A 14,917-nucleotide genomic window follows, 5' to 3' on the forward strand; every position below is an offset into this window, starting at 1 on the left:
ACCATAATTCGTTTTCGTCCTGATATGGTCCAAATGTAAAGTGAAAATAGAGGAAATCAGTAAAATCTCAAAATATACATAAATTGGGAAACACGGCAAAATTAATATCAACCTTTCGTACAGTTCTAACCGATATGATTGATGCCATGGGATTTGTTTGTAAAGGACAAATACACATTGCCGATCATAAAGAACGAATACAACTGATAGTGTAAGTCACCGACTCTGTGACACGATAACTGGCAACACAGAACAGACACCTGGACTAAGTTTAAAATGAAAGTTCGCTTAAACGTGGTTTTAATCGGACAATAGTTATTTAATAAATCACTTACTCCAATTTCTCAAAATTGACGACCAAAGGATTGGGAGACAAGTATGTCTATAAATGCCTCATGGAAAAGACGCACAATGCTGGCAGTTGCCTGCGGTGTCGCTATCACAGCATCGCCAATTGCTGCACAGGTCCCGCCAGCTCCTCCTGTTCCGGGAAAGTTGAAAACGAATAACTACAAGCCTGGTGTGAAGAAAAAATATACACCAGTCATCAGCACTAAAACCAAAGAGAAAGTCCATCAACTCGTTGATCAGATTTATGAATCTGAAGTAGAACTCAGTGTTCAACAACGACATTCAAAAATTCTGAAAATGAAGATGGACGTGTTCCGGGTAGCCATCGCAGACCCTTCAAAAATTGAAGTGGTCGCATTTGGATCACAGGAAGTGGAAGTCATCGGAAAAGAAACCGGTACTACCACCATGACACTCTGGCTGGGTGATGAAGCGAATCCCCAGATCCTGAGCGTGCAGGTAAAAGTGGAAGGTGACAATTCCATCGAAGATCTTCGTCGGATGGAATACGGCGAATTCCAGAAAATGATTAACGAGTTCTTCCCGAACAGCAAAATTCAACTCATCCCCTTCGCAGACAAACTGATTGTCCGCGGTCAGGCTCGAGATGAACAGGAAGCAACACAAATTATTTCAATTATCCGTGCCCACTCTGGGTCAGGTGGAGGCCAGGGCGGCGGAATGGGCGGCGGTTCCCTGTTCGCAAATGGTTCTGCCGCTGATCCATTCCCGGATGGAGCTACGCTTCCGGAAGCTACCGTCATTGACATGATGAAAGTGCCCGGTGAAAAACAGATCATGCTTAAGGTCCGTATCGCTCAGATCGACCGATCCGCAGCCCGTACCGCCAGCACCGACTTACTTGTACAATCCGGTGATTTTGGCTGGGCTCAGTTATTCTCTGGAGTTGCACAGCAACTGGGGAATGGGGGAACCGGTCTCGTAACTGCTTCCTTAACGAGCAATGATGTCGACCTGTTTATCTCAGCTCTGGCACAGAATGGCTATGCTAAAATACTGGCAGAACCAAACCTGGTCACCATCAGTGGCCGCACAGCCAACTTTATCTCTGGTGGTGAGTTTGCTGTTCCGACAGTTGTCGGGGTTGGTGGTGCACAAGCTGCAACAACGACTTTCAAAGGGTTTGGAACTCAACTGTCCTTCCTGCCTACTGTTCTGGATAAAGACCGCATTCGATTACAGGTGTCTCCTTCATTCAGTACGGTCAATCCGGCATTAACATCAGGTGGGGTTCTGGGTGTGAATGTTCAAGCTGTCACTACGACGGTTGATCTGCGGGAAGGTCAAGTATTGGCTATCGCCGGTCTGCTCCAGGAACAACAGCGGGGTGACTTGAACCGTGTTCCCTTCATTGGAGACATTCCACTGGTTGGTACACTGTTTTCTAATAAAGCAGTTTCTCGTGATGAAACAGAACTGATCATCCTGATCAGCCCTGAACTGGTACATCCAATGGAACCTGAAGATGCTCCCACCGTACTACCTGGAATGGAAGTCACCGAACCAGGCGACGTGGACTTCTTCTTTATGAATAATATTGAAGGCAAACCTGACGTGCACCATCGAAGCACAGTCTGGTATATGCAGAAAAAGCGGATACACCAGCAACAGAAAGATTTCATTCACCAGAGCAAGTGTGATAAATATTACATCAATGGTGATTACGGATTCTCTGAATAATTTCAACTGATTATTTCTTTGCCAAATGATACTTATAAAAATTCCAATCACATTTTTTGAATCTTATGTGAGAGAAATACAAGGAAGTAAGCGATGTCTATACAACCCAAAATTGCAAGTTTGCCTGCTATTGCTTTAGCAGCAATGCTGATCAGTGGTTGCCAACATAATCAACATCACGCAGAAATTCCCTACGACTCTGTAGCGCCACTGGGAACCATCAGTGATGACATTTGGCAAAAGCAGGAGGAAGACGGAGAAGCTTCTGACTTTGTGATCGTCGAAAGTGAATTCGTAGGTACTACTGCAAAACTGAATGCCGCTGGCGAAGATCACATTAAACAGATCGCAGTTCGTATGGCTTCAACGCCTTTCCCGGTTGTTGTCGAACCCAGTTCGATGTCAGTCAGGGAATCTTCGGAATATAAATATCCGATACATGGCAATGACGACCTGGACATGCATCGTCGCAATATCATTGTCAAGATGCTGCAGGCGATGAACGTTCAGGATGCGGACGAACGTGTTGTTGTGGCCCCTGCCTTCACACCTGGCTTCGAAGGCTTCGAAGCCTACAGGGCTTACTCCACCGGATTCTCGAATCGCGGAAATGGCGGTGGATTTGGCGGTGGATTTGGTGGTGGATTTGGTGGTGGTGGTGGTGGATTCGGCGGCGGTGGCGGTGCGGGTGTCTTCTAAACTCGACTGACTGAAAACTGATTTAAGGTGGACGGATTCTTAAGAATCCGTCCACCTTTTAATAAAACGATCCATTCACACCTCTCATCACAGAATTAAAATTTTCAACCATTTCTGCAGACGATTTTTTTCACTGTGACACCTTAGAATTCCAGTTGAATTCTTCAATATTTTAGTCGAATTACGTCAGGACAGAGTTATGAACGACAAAGGATTGTTTTGTTCAGCTGTAATCCTCATCATTTCACTTCAGGGATGCGCCCAACTGGGAACACAGGTTTCCAAGGTGAAATCAGCTTTACCGGGAAAACATCATTCGGAACAGGTATTAACTGCGGCACGCGGCTTTGAGCGTAAAAAAGAGTGGATGGCAGCGCGGAAACAGTACGAAACCTATCTGAAAAAGAATCCTCGTAGCGTTGTCGCCTGCCATCGATTAGGGATTGTCTGCTCGCAGCTGGGTGATTCGGTTGCTGCCACACGTTACTTCACTCAGGCAAAACAGCTGGATCCTAATAATTCAGAAGTGCTGAACGACTTCGGTTATGCCCTGTATAAACGCGGTCAATATGAAGCTGCGGAAAAAATCCTGTCAGCAGCCCTGCGGAACGATGCGAATAATAAACGTGTCATGAACAATCTGGCGTTAACAGTAGGAAACCAGGGACGTTTCAAAGAAAGTTACACACTCTTCCGCAATATCATGTCAGATGCTGAAGCCCATGCGAATGTGGCATACATTCATACTCAGCGGGGTGAAGGGGAAATGGCCCTTAAGGAATATGATCTGGCATTAACCGCTGACCCGACTCTGGAAACCGCTGGTCTGGCTGCAGCCGAATTGGCTGTGATGAAAAACATCTATCTCGCAAAACAGGAAATTCAGCCACAAGCTCAACCGGACAAACAGCTCGCTGCCAGCCAGGCACAGCCTGCTCAAACCGCTCCTGAAAAAACAGCGACAAAGAATCCATTGAGCGAAAAAACGGTCACGAGACAAAGTGTCGCCAGTCGGACGGAAACAGTAAAACCGGCTGGAGAACCCGATTTTCGTAAAATACCAGTTCAGCAGAATACTCAGTTAGTGAGTGCAAATCAGACTGCTCCAGAAGAATCACGGCAGTCTCTCAATTCACCAGTCAAAATAAACAGGCAGAAACTGGTGACACAGGCGACTCTCAAGAGAGAGTTACTTGCTCCAGCTGAGCCTGCTCCTGTAGCTAAAACCGCGCCGGTTATCGAAAATCAGGCCGAAGAAGAACTGGAACCGCTGGAGATCAATTCGTTCCGCAGCCTGGATGAAATCACCGAGGAAGACAAACCAGCCATTATCCGGATCTCAAACGAGGTTCCAGCAGAAGCACCCATGTTCCGCTCACTTAATGAACTAACCAGTCCGTAAACCTCTGTCACGCTTAGTTGATCCGTGCTTCAATTGCTTTCACCGTGGAAGCAGCCTGAAAACGAAAACTGTTTTTAGTCGTAGTGCGCGTGACCTCCTCAATTTTTTTGAGGCTTTTTTCTGTGCCAATCTCTTTCAACACACGTAAGACATTCACCAGTACAATAAACTGATCAGGATCCAGCTGTTCCAATACGGCATCTTCAGCTCCACTCCCATACTCAATCAGCTTCTTAGAAGCATGATGAGCTTTCACCGGGTCCTTCAGGAGTCCTGCCACTGCCTCGACACCTTCTGGGGTTTCGTGTTTCAGGATCGCTTCCATCACGTTTTCCTGGCCCAGAATATTCACTTCGGATAACACTTCGGTCATTGCAGGAATATCATCCTTCGACGACCAGACAACAAGCGCCCGTGAGGCATCCAGCACAACAGTGATGTCTTTACTATTCAATACCCCGATTAAGATTCCGGATATTTCTCGATTCGGTTGCTCTGGCTTCGCCTGGCTTAACTTCTGCAATGCCGCTTTTCGCTTGAAAATATCTTTTGTTGCCAGATCCTTAAGTATTGTCTTCAATCCGGCGTCAATATTCTCGGGAATCTCAAATCGGGCTGCCTCCTCACGTTTTTTCATTTCAGCCGCTTGCTTCGCCATGGCTGCTTTCTGGTCTGCTCTCAGCTTTGCCAGTTCGTCTGCACTCAACAGTGTAGATGAAACGGTAATCGGAATTTTTTGCGTGATGTTCTCTGAACGCTTAATGAGTTTGTAATTCAAAGCCAGATTTTTAATGCACCCCTGTTTTTGATCGAACTGAACCGTGCCGTCTCCGGACAGTTCTACTTCCGGACCACTGTCTTCGATCATCGAAACTGTCTGGTAAGAGTACTTGACTTCTACAGTCACCAGATCTCCCTCTTGATTAACAATCTTATAATCCGTCGTTTTCTTGGCTCCCAGTGTCTTTTCTACATTCGAACCCCGTAAAGGAGAGGAAAAACGATCTGAGGAGATGACTGATATCTTGCTTTTTTCAGATTCCGACCATGATCGCTCCCCTTCAGGTGAAAGCGGAATCAGGTTGATCTGAGAGAGGTGTCCCAGCAGATAAGGCAACAAGGATGAACCTTTAACGGTATCGATTTCGCCAAAGCGGTTCAGTTTAATTTCATGTTGTTCAAACGCGCCTGAAAAGTTGCCAGACAGTCCGGCAAAAGGACTGTGTAGTTGCATTCGCATCGGGGGAATCAAGATACGCCTGCTCTTCCGTTTGGTCACGGAATTCAGACTTCCCGTACATCGTACAGAGATGGAATCGGCATCAGACTCGGTCACGTCATATTGCTCAACTCCGCTTAGCGTTTCCGCATACTCTTCCATGCTGACTTCAATTTTGACTCGATAAGCATACTGCTGGCCTTTTTCCCAGTTGTATTTCAGGCGAAGCGGCTCTGCAGCCAGGCTGACAGCCGGGGCAGTGAACAGCAGGAAAGAGTAAGCCCCAAACAGCAAACTGGCAAACATCAATCGAGAGAAGTGACGAGCGAACATTGGAGACTCCACGCAAAGAATGAAACTGGTATCTTCCGGTAAAACACCAGGCAGATGTCCCTGCCAGTATACACATAATTACTCACGTTGCATTAGTTTTATCGTGTTTTTTCCGGTCCTCCTGCATTCATCCTTTCAGCAGCCAGTCGACAGCCGCTGCTTCTCGATTTGCCGTTTCATTATACAAAGTCACCTGATTCAGTTGGCCAGCCGCATTGTATGTCGCCTGAATCAGCTCAGGAACCGAACTTGATTTTCCCGCAAGCCAGAGCGATGCTGGCTGACACAGAGACAATAATCCTTCCACGTCACCATACTTGATGGCGCCAGGCCACAAACGCAGATCCCGAATATTAGTGATCTCCTTAAAACGGAAGCCCCTCGTATCAACAGCCAGTTTCTGAATGATATCGGAAGAGTGCGCACCAGCCGCAGCCGCCAGTACTCCGGAAAAACCAAAACCAGCCAGAGCAATCGATTGAGGCTGACTATCGTGATGCTTCGAAAATGCGAGTACATTCAAGATGTCATGAACCTGCTTCGAGAAAACCGGATGATTATAGCCCAAGGTATACCCGGCGAATTCCCGGGGATTATTTACCACAGGCATTTCCGTTGGGGCCGCCTGCAGCTTGCTGAATTCTCCCTGATATAATACATCGATCCCCGCGACAGCAGTCCCGGAATCAACCAGTCGCTGGATCGGCGATTTGAGAGTTCCATCAGCTTTCAACAGTCCGGATTTCCCCTGATTGTCTAACCAGATCACGACTTTCTGATTCCATTGATCAGGCAAAAAGAAGAGGGTTGGTGTGACTTCTTCATATCGTTTGTTTTTGATCAATGTATGATACTGTCGATAACCTGATTTGGATTCTTCAGAAAGATTCTCTGGTTCCAGGTCTTCTTTATCGGGCAGCGAACGGCCGATCATCACTTCAATCGCGCCGCCGACAACTCGGCGGTACTCCGCCAGGCTCTTTTGATCCCGCGGCGTTAATCGTTTAATCTGTTTCGCATTATTCTTCGCCAGCGTATGTAGAATTTTGATTTCCGATTGTTCATCTCCGGGAGGAGCCGGGTATTTTTTGTTCCAGACAGTTAATTCCTCACGAGACAGCGGCTTGAAATCAGCTTCAACAATCGGAGAAGACAATCCCAGTTGAAAATGCTGATTGAAGAACTCATACATCATCGCCCGACTGACATAATTATAATTATGAGGGAACGGAAAGTATTTCCCGATCACATTTTCTGGCACACCCAGCATTTTAAAATGCTGTTTCAGTTCCGGCAGACCTTTGCTTTCAATTTCTTTCGTCCAGTCATCAGCCGCCGTCACGCCCAGCGGACGCGGTGCCAGCAAAGCTGCAAATTCAATATTGCCCGTTCCGACGCGCAGATAGGTCGCATTTTCACAGGTACAGCCCCCCTGCATCGCAGTAGAAACCATCACTGCTGGAAACGCAGCGGTAATCCGCTGATCGATGGCAGCCAGGATAAATGTTTGTGTCCCGCCGCCACTGGCCCCCGTAATCCCGATCCGTTTCTGATCGACTTCCGGCAGAGAGCAAACCCAGTCCAGCGCACGAATCGAGTTCAAAGTCTGCAAACCCAGCGCGCTGATCAGCCGCAATTCTGATTGCGCGCTGAACAGCCCCCAGTTCTTTTCACTCGACATTTCGGGCCGCTGTTTCGCAAAGCGGTGGATCAGATCATAACTCAAACAGAAACCGTCGGCGTATCCGAGCATATCATAATGAAAGACCATACACCCCATGCGCGCCAGTTCGACACAGCGCGCCTGTAATGGATAGCGTCCGCCGACTTCATATTTTTCTGCGCCCGCTTTAATATTAGCCTGAACCTTCTGCGCCCCACTGTCATAGAAACGGCCTTCTGCAAAATGTCCATGCGGCGAGAGTACCATCGGAAATGGTCCTGATTTGCCTTTCGGACGATACAGGTTACCGGTCACATACAGTCCCGGAGAACTTTGAAAAAATACTTTCTCAACGGTGTACTCATCCCGATCTACTTTTCCATGGAGAGTTGCGTTGATTTTTGTATTCTCTGGTTCAGGCCAGACTCCGGCGGCGACTTTAATCTGCCGCCTGACATATTCAGCTCGCTTTTCCCAGGCTTCCGGCGACTCCGCAGGCGTAAACGGGAAGTAACCATTCAGGTCCTTCAATGCTTCCAGCCGACTGTCTTTAAATGCCGGGTCTTCGTCCGCTGCGAATACGGATGCCAGTCCCGTGGGAGAACCAATGACTCCTGCGGACACCAATGCCAGGCCAATATTCTGCAAAGCAGTTCTGCGGTCCATGGAAATCTGGTCGTCATTCTGAATCATCGTAGCCCCGCTTTCTTCATTGATGCGATCTGAGAGGTAATTCCAGCTGGAATCGAGATTGAATTTCGTCTATTCAGTCTAACCGGAACCACTTGATTGTTGCCAGTCCGAGAGTGCCTTTTACGGGAGTGTCGTACCCGATTCACAGGCTTCGCAGGAGTCAGGCCCGTTTTCTGATCAGGTACACAGCAATTAGAATACACAGCAAAGCGATGCCCGATACCAGGCTCCAGATCAGAGGAATGGAATGAGGCTGTGGAGCCGCCTGATAGGTGGGAACGTGGTGGCGCTCCCCCATCGCCAGCGAGTCGGGATGATTGGGAAATGCTTCCGCAGTGATCGACAGATCTTTCCACAAAACCTGGACGGGAGTTTCCAGATCGCTCTGCTGTGCTCCCAGCCGCAGCAGATCGACATCGGCTGTTCCCAGCTCAACTTCACGTAGTTCGCGAAACTCGTCTCCCGCTCCATCAGAAACCAGGAATTTCAGCTGACTCCCGGTTCTGATCAGCTTCAGTTTTCCTGAGTTCTGCTTCGCGTCAACCAGTTTGACATCAAAATTGCGTTTTCCTTCAACTGTTGTCGAAAGAGTGGTACTGAATACGTGCTTCTTCCCCGGGCGTAATAATCGACCAATCATCGCAGCCGATTCTTTTTCATCATGCATCCTTAAATAGACGCTCGGCCCCATTCCATAACCTGACTCGGGATTTTTCCAGCCAGGCACCTCATAAGAAGCAGTGATTTCAAAATCACCACTTAACTGAAATCGAGGGCTGATTCCTACTGAAGAGATTTTATGCCCCGCCGGCAGTCTCAAGAAAAGACCATCCCTGCGCGGCTCTATCAATTTGACGATTCCTCTTCCCAGTGGCACGAGTTGCCCGTTATCAAACTGTTCTCCGAGGAAATCGAATTTCAACTCGCGTTTTTCCTGCTCGGCCTGGAGTGCTCCCGTACTCAACTGTACCAGACAGATCACGCACAAAAAAATCACTGCAGAATGAAATTGTGACTTCACAGACCTGCCCCCGTTACGGTTTCTCCACCAGAGATGGTTCCCATTGCCTGCCAGATCTCTGTATTGATATTTTCATTCACAAATCGGACAACGCCATCTCCCATCAACACATTCACCCCCTGACCATGCCAGCTGGAGGGATTCAAAATGACCCCATCCCAGGTAAGTCCATTTTTACAATTCGTCCGATTCGGAGTTCGCACATGGTTATAACGGGTCCAGTTCATATTCCCTGCCAGCCAGGTCTGCCCCGATTCGACATCATACTGGTAGGCCCCTGCTGACTGGGGTATTAATCCTCCACAGGCATCAGAAAACTGACTTTCTGTCCAGACTCCCTGCAGGTTATATAAATCTGACAGGGGATCAATCACTGTGTCATCCCAACTGCCTTTGACATGCTCACTGAACATAGCTGTCTGAGAGAGTCCGTCTTTAACATCCCGCATGCGAACGCTGCTGTTCTGCCCAAACATCCCGTTCCCTGCTCTACCCGACCAGGAACTCCCGTTACATGACCGATAGTTATTGGGCCCCCAACGACTTTTCAGGCGGTCCAGGTCACTGGGACAGATAAAAACAGGTAGCCTGGCTTGTGCAGCCGCCCCGTTGATCACTTCATTAAATCGCAGTTCCAGTTCTTCCTGATCACCATCTGCTGCATTCACAAAGGGATAAAAGGGAGCGACATTGAAATTCAACTGATTATAAACCACTGCCTGATCCAGGTAAGGCAGTAACATCGCATGTGCAGAATAGCGACGATCTGCCAGGGTCCCCAGAGAGGAGATCGGCCCATCATGATCAGCGCCCACTCCAAATGGCAGTACGTCGTGGGATGCGTGGTAAGACTGTAAGGCAATCCCGATCTGATGCAGATTATTGGCACACTGCATTTTGCGGGCGGATTCGCGGACTGCCTGCACCGCGGGTAAGAGCAATGCAATCAATAGACCAATAATCGTGATCGCTACCAAAAGCTCTATCAAGGTGAACCCAGGTCGGATCAGCTTTACTGCTCTGCTGCCTTTATATTCAATGGCCTTCATCTATAACCCTCTAATCTAGCCTCTTTTAGACAACTTCTGGACCACCACCGCAATTTTTACATTTAATTCTTTCAAATTTCTCAGTTTTCTGAGTTAAGAAATGAACCTCACTATACAACTAACTACTGAAGTCTAACTTGAGCAGGCTTTCACAGATAAACGCGCATTTTTCACAGATAAACACGCATTTAATGGTCAGATTCACTTTTTTTTGATAATTGAAACTTTAGACATCTTTTCAATAGAGGAAACCTACCTACAGTAATGCCGTATCTCCCTATGAACATTCAAACAAATATTCAGAAAAACATCGTGTTCAGGATTACTAAAGTTTTATAATCGCAACTCCAGTTAATTTATAATCTTACGATTCGTTTCCACGTCTAATTTTGTTTAACTAAATATTTTAGACTGCATAATTCAAGTATGTTTTCAATCGTCCTCCTTGCCGTGTAGACGATAGTATACTAGAATAGAAGCTATATGAAAAATCAGGATTCAATGTGAGTATCACATGAAGACACCCTCAATTCTTCTTTTCTTGATTTTTCGTACTACTTAAGAGATCCCAAAGCGGTTCTGTTTTGGGATCAGGCATTTTTTTGTTCCTGATTGTTTCAGGAATCTATGATCAGTTCACTCTATATTGAAGAAATGGGGTACTTTGTTATGGCAGGCACCAAAGCAAACCTTACACAACGACAGCAGGAAATTTATGATTTCCTGAAAGACAAGATCATTAACCGTGGTTATGGCCCGACCGTCCGTGAAATCGGTGCCAATTTTGGCATTCGCTCCCCCAATGGCGTGATGTGCCACCTGAAAGCCCTCGAAAAGAAAGGGCTCATTACTCGCGAATCTCACATGTCACGTGCGATTCAGTTGTGCGATCACTCACAGAAACGGACACGACTTCCACTGGCTGGACAAATCGCCGCAGGAAGCCCTGTTCTGGCTGTCCAGGATGATGAGCATATTGACTTCGGCTCCCTGTTTGATCCCGATGATCAGTTCTGCCTCAAAGTCAAAGGCGTTTCCATGATCGAAGATCAGATCGCTGATGGAGATTATGTCATCGTCCACAAGCAGAACACCTGCAAAGAAGGTGATATTGTTGTCGCGCTGGTCGATGGTCAGGAAGCAACCTTAAAACGTTACTATTCCGAAGGCGATCGCATTCGCCTTGAGCCCGCTAACTCCAGCATGCAGCCAATTTACTCCAAGAATGTTGACATCCTCGGAGTTGTGACAGGAGTCATTCGAAAATATTAAAAGGATCTGTCTCGCTGAATCATCTGTAGCAACACTGTAACAGATAAAAGCAGACGGTATGTTTTTCGAAGCTAATTCAAATCAATGCTCTGGCAGAAAATGCCAGAGCATTTTTTTATATGCATGGAAAACGTGGTGGACAGACGGGCTTAACCAGCGGCCCGAGTCTGATACTGATTCAGTTTGTTGTACAGCGTTTTCAATGCGATACCCAGTTCAGCCGCACATTTGGGTTTATCACCATCGTGCGTATCGAGAACATGGTAAATCACTTCCATTTCGATATCCCGCAATGTTTTCCCCTCCATGCCCTCGGTCCAGTTGACGGCAGTCGAACCAGAAGACATCGGAATCGAAGAATGCCGGGTCAGATTGGATGGCAAATCGCCGACCTGAATCTGGACGCCATCCCATAAAATCACTGCATGTTCCAGAGCATTGGCCAGCTCCCGAACATTGCCTTTCCAGTCATACTCCTGCAGGATCTCAATCGTATCTGGTGAGAGAATATCCAGGGGAATGGAATCCTTTTTCAAATGCCGTTTCAACAGCACACGAGAAATTTCCGGAATATCGCCTTTTCGTTCCCGCAATGCTGGAAGATTGATCTCAAACGTATTCACGCGGAAATAAAGATCTTCGCGGAATGTGCCTTCCGTAACCATTTCTTTCAAATCACGGTTGGTCGCGCAGACAATCCGCACATCAACATGGAATGTTTCACTGTCACCCACGCGACGGACTTCTCCTGATTCCAGGAAACGCAGCAGTTTCACCTGCATGGTTTTGTCCAGTTCTCCCAGTTCATCCAGGAAGAGTGTACCGCCATTGGCAATCTCGATCAGACCCTTACGTGGTGTATCTGCACCGGTAAAGGCTCCTTTACGATGACCAAACAGCTCGCTTTCCACCAGGTTTTCCGGCAGGGCACCACAGTTAACAGGGACAAAGGGCATAGAAGCACGCGTACTCAAGTCGTGAACTCTGCGTGCCACCAGTTCTTTCCCGGTCCCGGTTTCTCCGAGGATCAGCGCCGTCGAATCGGTCGGTGCGATCTTTTCGATCAGTTTTTTCACCCGCATCATCGGGGGCGTTTCCCCCACAATCTGGCAGGGACCTTCCACACTTTTCAAGCGGGATTCCAGGGCATAATTTTTATTCTGCAGGGATCGTTTATCAGCCACTTTCTGTAAAACAGTAGCAATATCAATCAGTTTGCATGGTTTCGGCAGGAAATCATAAGCGCCGCGTCGGATCGCCTGAATCGCTTCGTCGATACTGCCATGACCGGTACTGATAATCACTTCGGTCTCGGGGGAGACCTTATTAATATGATCGACGACATCCCAGCCACTCAAACCAGGCATCCGTAAATCAACAATCGCTGCATCAAAGGTAATTTTATCCAATGCGATTAGTGCCGACTGGCCATCTTCACAAATGGTGACATCATGTCCCATACGTGGCAGCTCAATTCGCATGACTTCCCGAATTGCCGCTTCATCGTCGACAAACAGGACCCGTAATTTATTGACCGAATTACTCAAGTTGTGCTCCTTCTTCCTGCTCTGACATCCTGTCAAAGAGAAAGCCATTTAACAAATTTCATAACCGAATGGTATTCAGGAAGGATTATGGGAAAGGCTCTGGAGAAAGCCAGTTCGCAGTGAACTGACTCATCCTGTTCTCCAGTTTCGATACTCAAAGTTGCAGCCCCGGAACCGGGACTCCATACAGGACCTTTCTCTGCACGAACTGTGTCAAATCAGGAAGGGAAATACTGAGACTTGCCTGCAGTACAGAGAACATCCATTTTCTCCTGTATCGTTAACTTTATGTGAATCATTTGTGGGGAGAGACGTGTGATATCAGATTTTGAAAATCGTGGCAATCGGAGAATCGCAGAAACTCCATCAGAAAAAAATACCACTAAAGTATTAAGCAGCAACACTTTGCAGCTTAGTCTTTTTCGGCAGTTCAACAAAAATGGTACTGCCCAGCCCGGGCCCGGGACTTTCCACTTCGATCTCACCACCATGATCTTTTACAATCCGATGTGTGATGGACATGCCCAGCCCCGTCCCTGTTCCATCTGCCCTCTGAGTGAAGAAGGGGTCAAACAGACTCTCTTTCACTTCCTGGGTCATCCCTCGACCATCATCCCGAAAAATCAGGGTGACCGAATCAACATGCTCATGGACTTCGATCTCCAGATTTCCCCCGACTTCCATAGATTCCAGGGCATTCGTCATAATATTAAGAACCACCTGCTTGATTTCAGCAGGGTTAAATTCAGCTCTACAGGGATTGCGGACAGAAAAATGAATGTTCCTGCCTTTCAGTCGCTTGATCAGGTTGACCATGGAGCAGACTTCATCAATGACTCCTACAAGATCATTCTGACTGCGAACGGAATTCTGGCCACGGGAAAAATCAAGCAGTTTCGAGGTAATCTCGCGACAGCGCATCGATTCTCGCTGAATCAGACTCAGATACTGCTCGACAACTTCAAAGTCCGCATCTTCACAATGGGGTTTTAAGTCGACGATCCGTCCCTGTAATGATTCCGATGCCATCGAAATCGCAGACAAGGGATTGTTGATTTCGTGCGCCACGCCTGCTGCCAGCACACCGATACCCGCCAGGCGCTCTGAACGTACCAGCTGTTTACTCCGCTCGTCCACCTTATGATTCAATTCGTCTCGTTTCTCTTTGAACCGCATCGTCATCTTGTTGAATGCTTCCGCCAGTTCCGCCATCTCATCGTCAGATTTAATTTCAAAATGGTGGTCATAATGTCCCTGGGCCACGATGCGTGCCCCTTCATGCAATGCCTGAATCGGTGCAAGGACGGTACGGTAGCCGTACCAGATCAGACAGCCAAATGCGATAAAAACCACCACGCAGGTCACTGATACCAGATTAAAGCGGGAACGATAAACGGAAGTCGCACGTGCCAGCACCGCTTTCGTACCAGAGGGGACATCGCGTACTTCCAGAATCATTGTTTCCAGATGGGCCACTTCCAGAATCATTTGCTCGGCCATCTCATGACGCTTCTGGGGATTTTCCAGTTGAACCTTCATCAGTTCCAGTTGATTCAGGATAGACATGCACGCACTGTGTTCGCTCAATTGTGATTCGACGAATCCTTTCCAGTTTTTGATTGCTGGATCCGCGGGCAAGCGATCCACCTTCTGCAGAAAGCCCTGGATTTCCATGCGTACTTCCTGCAGTTGATTATCAAACTCCTGCTGAAAATGTGCACTGGCTGCTGGTTTGGAGTGACGAATTCTCTGCAGGGGTTTATTGAGTGCCACCACAGAGACAACCAGGCGATCACGGTCAGGCAAGTTATCCAGAGAATACTTAAACTCATTAACCGTATTATGATAAGACTGTAAACCGGACACTGCGCCATAAGCCATGATGATGAGCATGAAGAAGATAATCCCCAGCCCCAGTCCCAGCTTGCGCCTGATTGTTTGCGTAAAGAACACACTGACCTCCGTGT

10 protein-coding genes are annotated in these 14,917 nt (G+C 47.6%); 4 read left to right on the forward strand and 6 right to left on the reverse strand.

All coding sequences use genetic code 11. From position 1 onward, the window contains the following. Positions 1-378 precede the first annotated feature (378 nt). From Pan161_RS06385 to Pan161_RS06395, 3 genes are all read left to right on the forward strand, one after another. Positions 379-2,052, forward strand: coding sequence for a type II and III secretion system protein family protein (locus Pan161_RS06385; RefSeq protein ID WP_145225143.1), 1,674 nt, complete (start codon positions 379-381; stop codon positions 2,050-2,052). A gap of 93 nt (positions 2,053-2,145) precedes the next feature. Continuing rightward, the gene (locus tag Pan161_RS06390) at positions 2,146-2,751 is read left to right on the forward strand and encodes a hypothetical protein (protein ID WP_145225145.1); all 606 of its coding nucleotides are present in this window, start codon (positions 2,146-2,148) and stop codon (positions 2,749-2,751) included. A 199-nt stretch (positions 2,752-2,950) separates the two neighbouring features. Continuing rightward, a complete protein-coding gene (locus Pan161_RS06395) occupies positions 2,951-4,153 on the forward strand; it encodes a tetratricopeptide repeat protein (protein ID WP_145225147.1) in 1,203 nt (400 codons plus the stop codon). Positions 4,154-4,166: 13 nt separating this feature from the next. Here the strand turns inward: Pan161_RS06395 and Pan161_RS06400 are convergent, their stop codons facing one another. From Pan161_RS06400 to Pan161_RS06415, 4 genes are all read right to left on the reverse strand, one after another. Then, on the reverse strand, positions 4,167-5,705 hold the full coding sequence (locus Pan161_RS06400; protein WP_145225149.1) for a HEAT repeat domain-containing protein: 1,539 nt from the start codon (positions 5,703-5,705) through the stop codon (positions 4,167-4,169). 127 nt (positions 5,706-5,832) lie between these two features. After that, positions 5,833-8,061 (reverse strand): alpha/beta hydrolase family protein, encoded by a 2,229-nt coding sequence (locus Pan161_RS06405; RefSeq protein ID WP_145225151.1) that lies wholly within the window; start codon positions 8,059-8,061, stop codon positions 5,833-5,835. Between the two features lie 160 nt (positions 8,062-8,221). Next, a complete protein-coding gene (locus tag Pan161_RS06410) occupies positions 8,222-9,082 on the reverse strand; it encodes a DUF1583 domain-containing protein (RefSeq protein WP_197995726.1) in 861 nt (286 codons plus the stop codon). Next, positions 9,079-10,131 (reverse strand): DUF1559 domain-containing protein, encoded by a 1,053-nt coding sequence (locus tag Pan161_RS06415; RefSeq protein ID WP_145225155.1) that lies wholly within the window; start codon positions 10,129-10,131, stop codon positions 9,079-9,081. Before Pan161_RS06415 ends, Pan161_RS06410 begins: the two co-directional genes overlap by 4 nt. 669 nt (positions 10,132-10,800) lie before the next feature. On the opposite strand from Pan161_RS06415, the gene lexA reads away from it, so the two are divergent. Beyond that, positions 10,801-11,403, forward strand: coding sequence for a transcriptional repressor LexA (lexA, locus tag Pan161_RS06420; protein WP_002649781.1), 603 nt, complete (start codon positions 10,801-10,803; stop codon positions 11,401-11,403). Between the two features lie 149 nt (positions 11,404-11,552). Here the strand turns inward: lexA and Pan161_RS06425 are convergent, their stop codons facing one another. Then, entirely contained in the window at positions 11,553-12,950 is a 1,398-nt protein-coding gene (locus tag Pan161_RS06425; RefSeq protein WP_145225158.1) for a sigma-54-dependent transcriptional regulator, read from the reverse strand. A gap of 390 nt (positions 12,951-13,340) precedes the next feature. Continuing rightward, positions 13,341-14,903, reverse strand: a complete 1,563-nt coding sequence (locus tag Pan161_RS06430; protein WP_145225160.1) for a sensor histidine kinase — start codon at positions 14,901-14,903, stop codon at positions 13,341-13,343. Positions 14,904-14,917 lie beyond the last annotated feature (14 nt).

It is taken from the genome of Gimesia algae (assembly GCF_007746795.1).
GTDB lineage: Bacteria > Planctomycetota > Planctomycetia > Planctomycetales > Planctomycetaceae > Gimesia > Gimesia algae.

What these genes read in the sequence shown, in the direction of transcription:
- Pan161_RS06385 (WP_145225143.1), top strand. Translation starts at nt 379, where the DNA reads ATGTCTATAAATGCCTCATGGAAAAGACGCACAATGCTGGCAGTTGCC.
- Pan161_RS06390 (WP_145225145.1), top strand. Translation starts at nt 2,146, where the DNA reads ATGTCTATACAACCCAAAATTGCAAGTTTGCCTGCTATTGCTTTAGCA.
- Pan161_RS06395 (WP_145225147.1), top strand. Translation starts at nt 2,951, where the DNA reads ATGAACGACAAAGGATTGTTTTGTTCAGCTGTAATCCTCATCATTTCA.
- Pan161_RS06400 (WP_145225149.1), bottom strand. Translation starts at nt 5,705, where the DNA reads ATGTTCGCTCGTCACTTCTCTCGATTGATGTTTGCCAGTTTGCTGTTT.
- Pan161_RS06405 (WP_145225151.1), bottom strand. Translation starts at nt 8,061, where the DNA reads ATGATTCAGAATGACGACCAGATTTCCATGGACCGCAGAACTGCTTTG.
- Pan161_RS06415 (WP_145225155.1), bottom strand. Translation starts at nt 10,131, where the DNA reads ATGAAGGCCATTGAATATAAAGGCAGCAGAGCAGTAAAGCTGATCCGA.
- lexA (WP_002649781.1), top strand. Translation starts at nt 10,801, where the DNA reads ATGGCAGGCACCAAAGCAAACCTTACACAACGACAGCAGGAAATTTAT.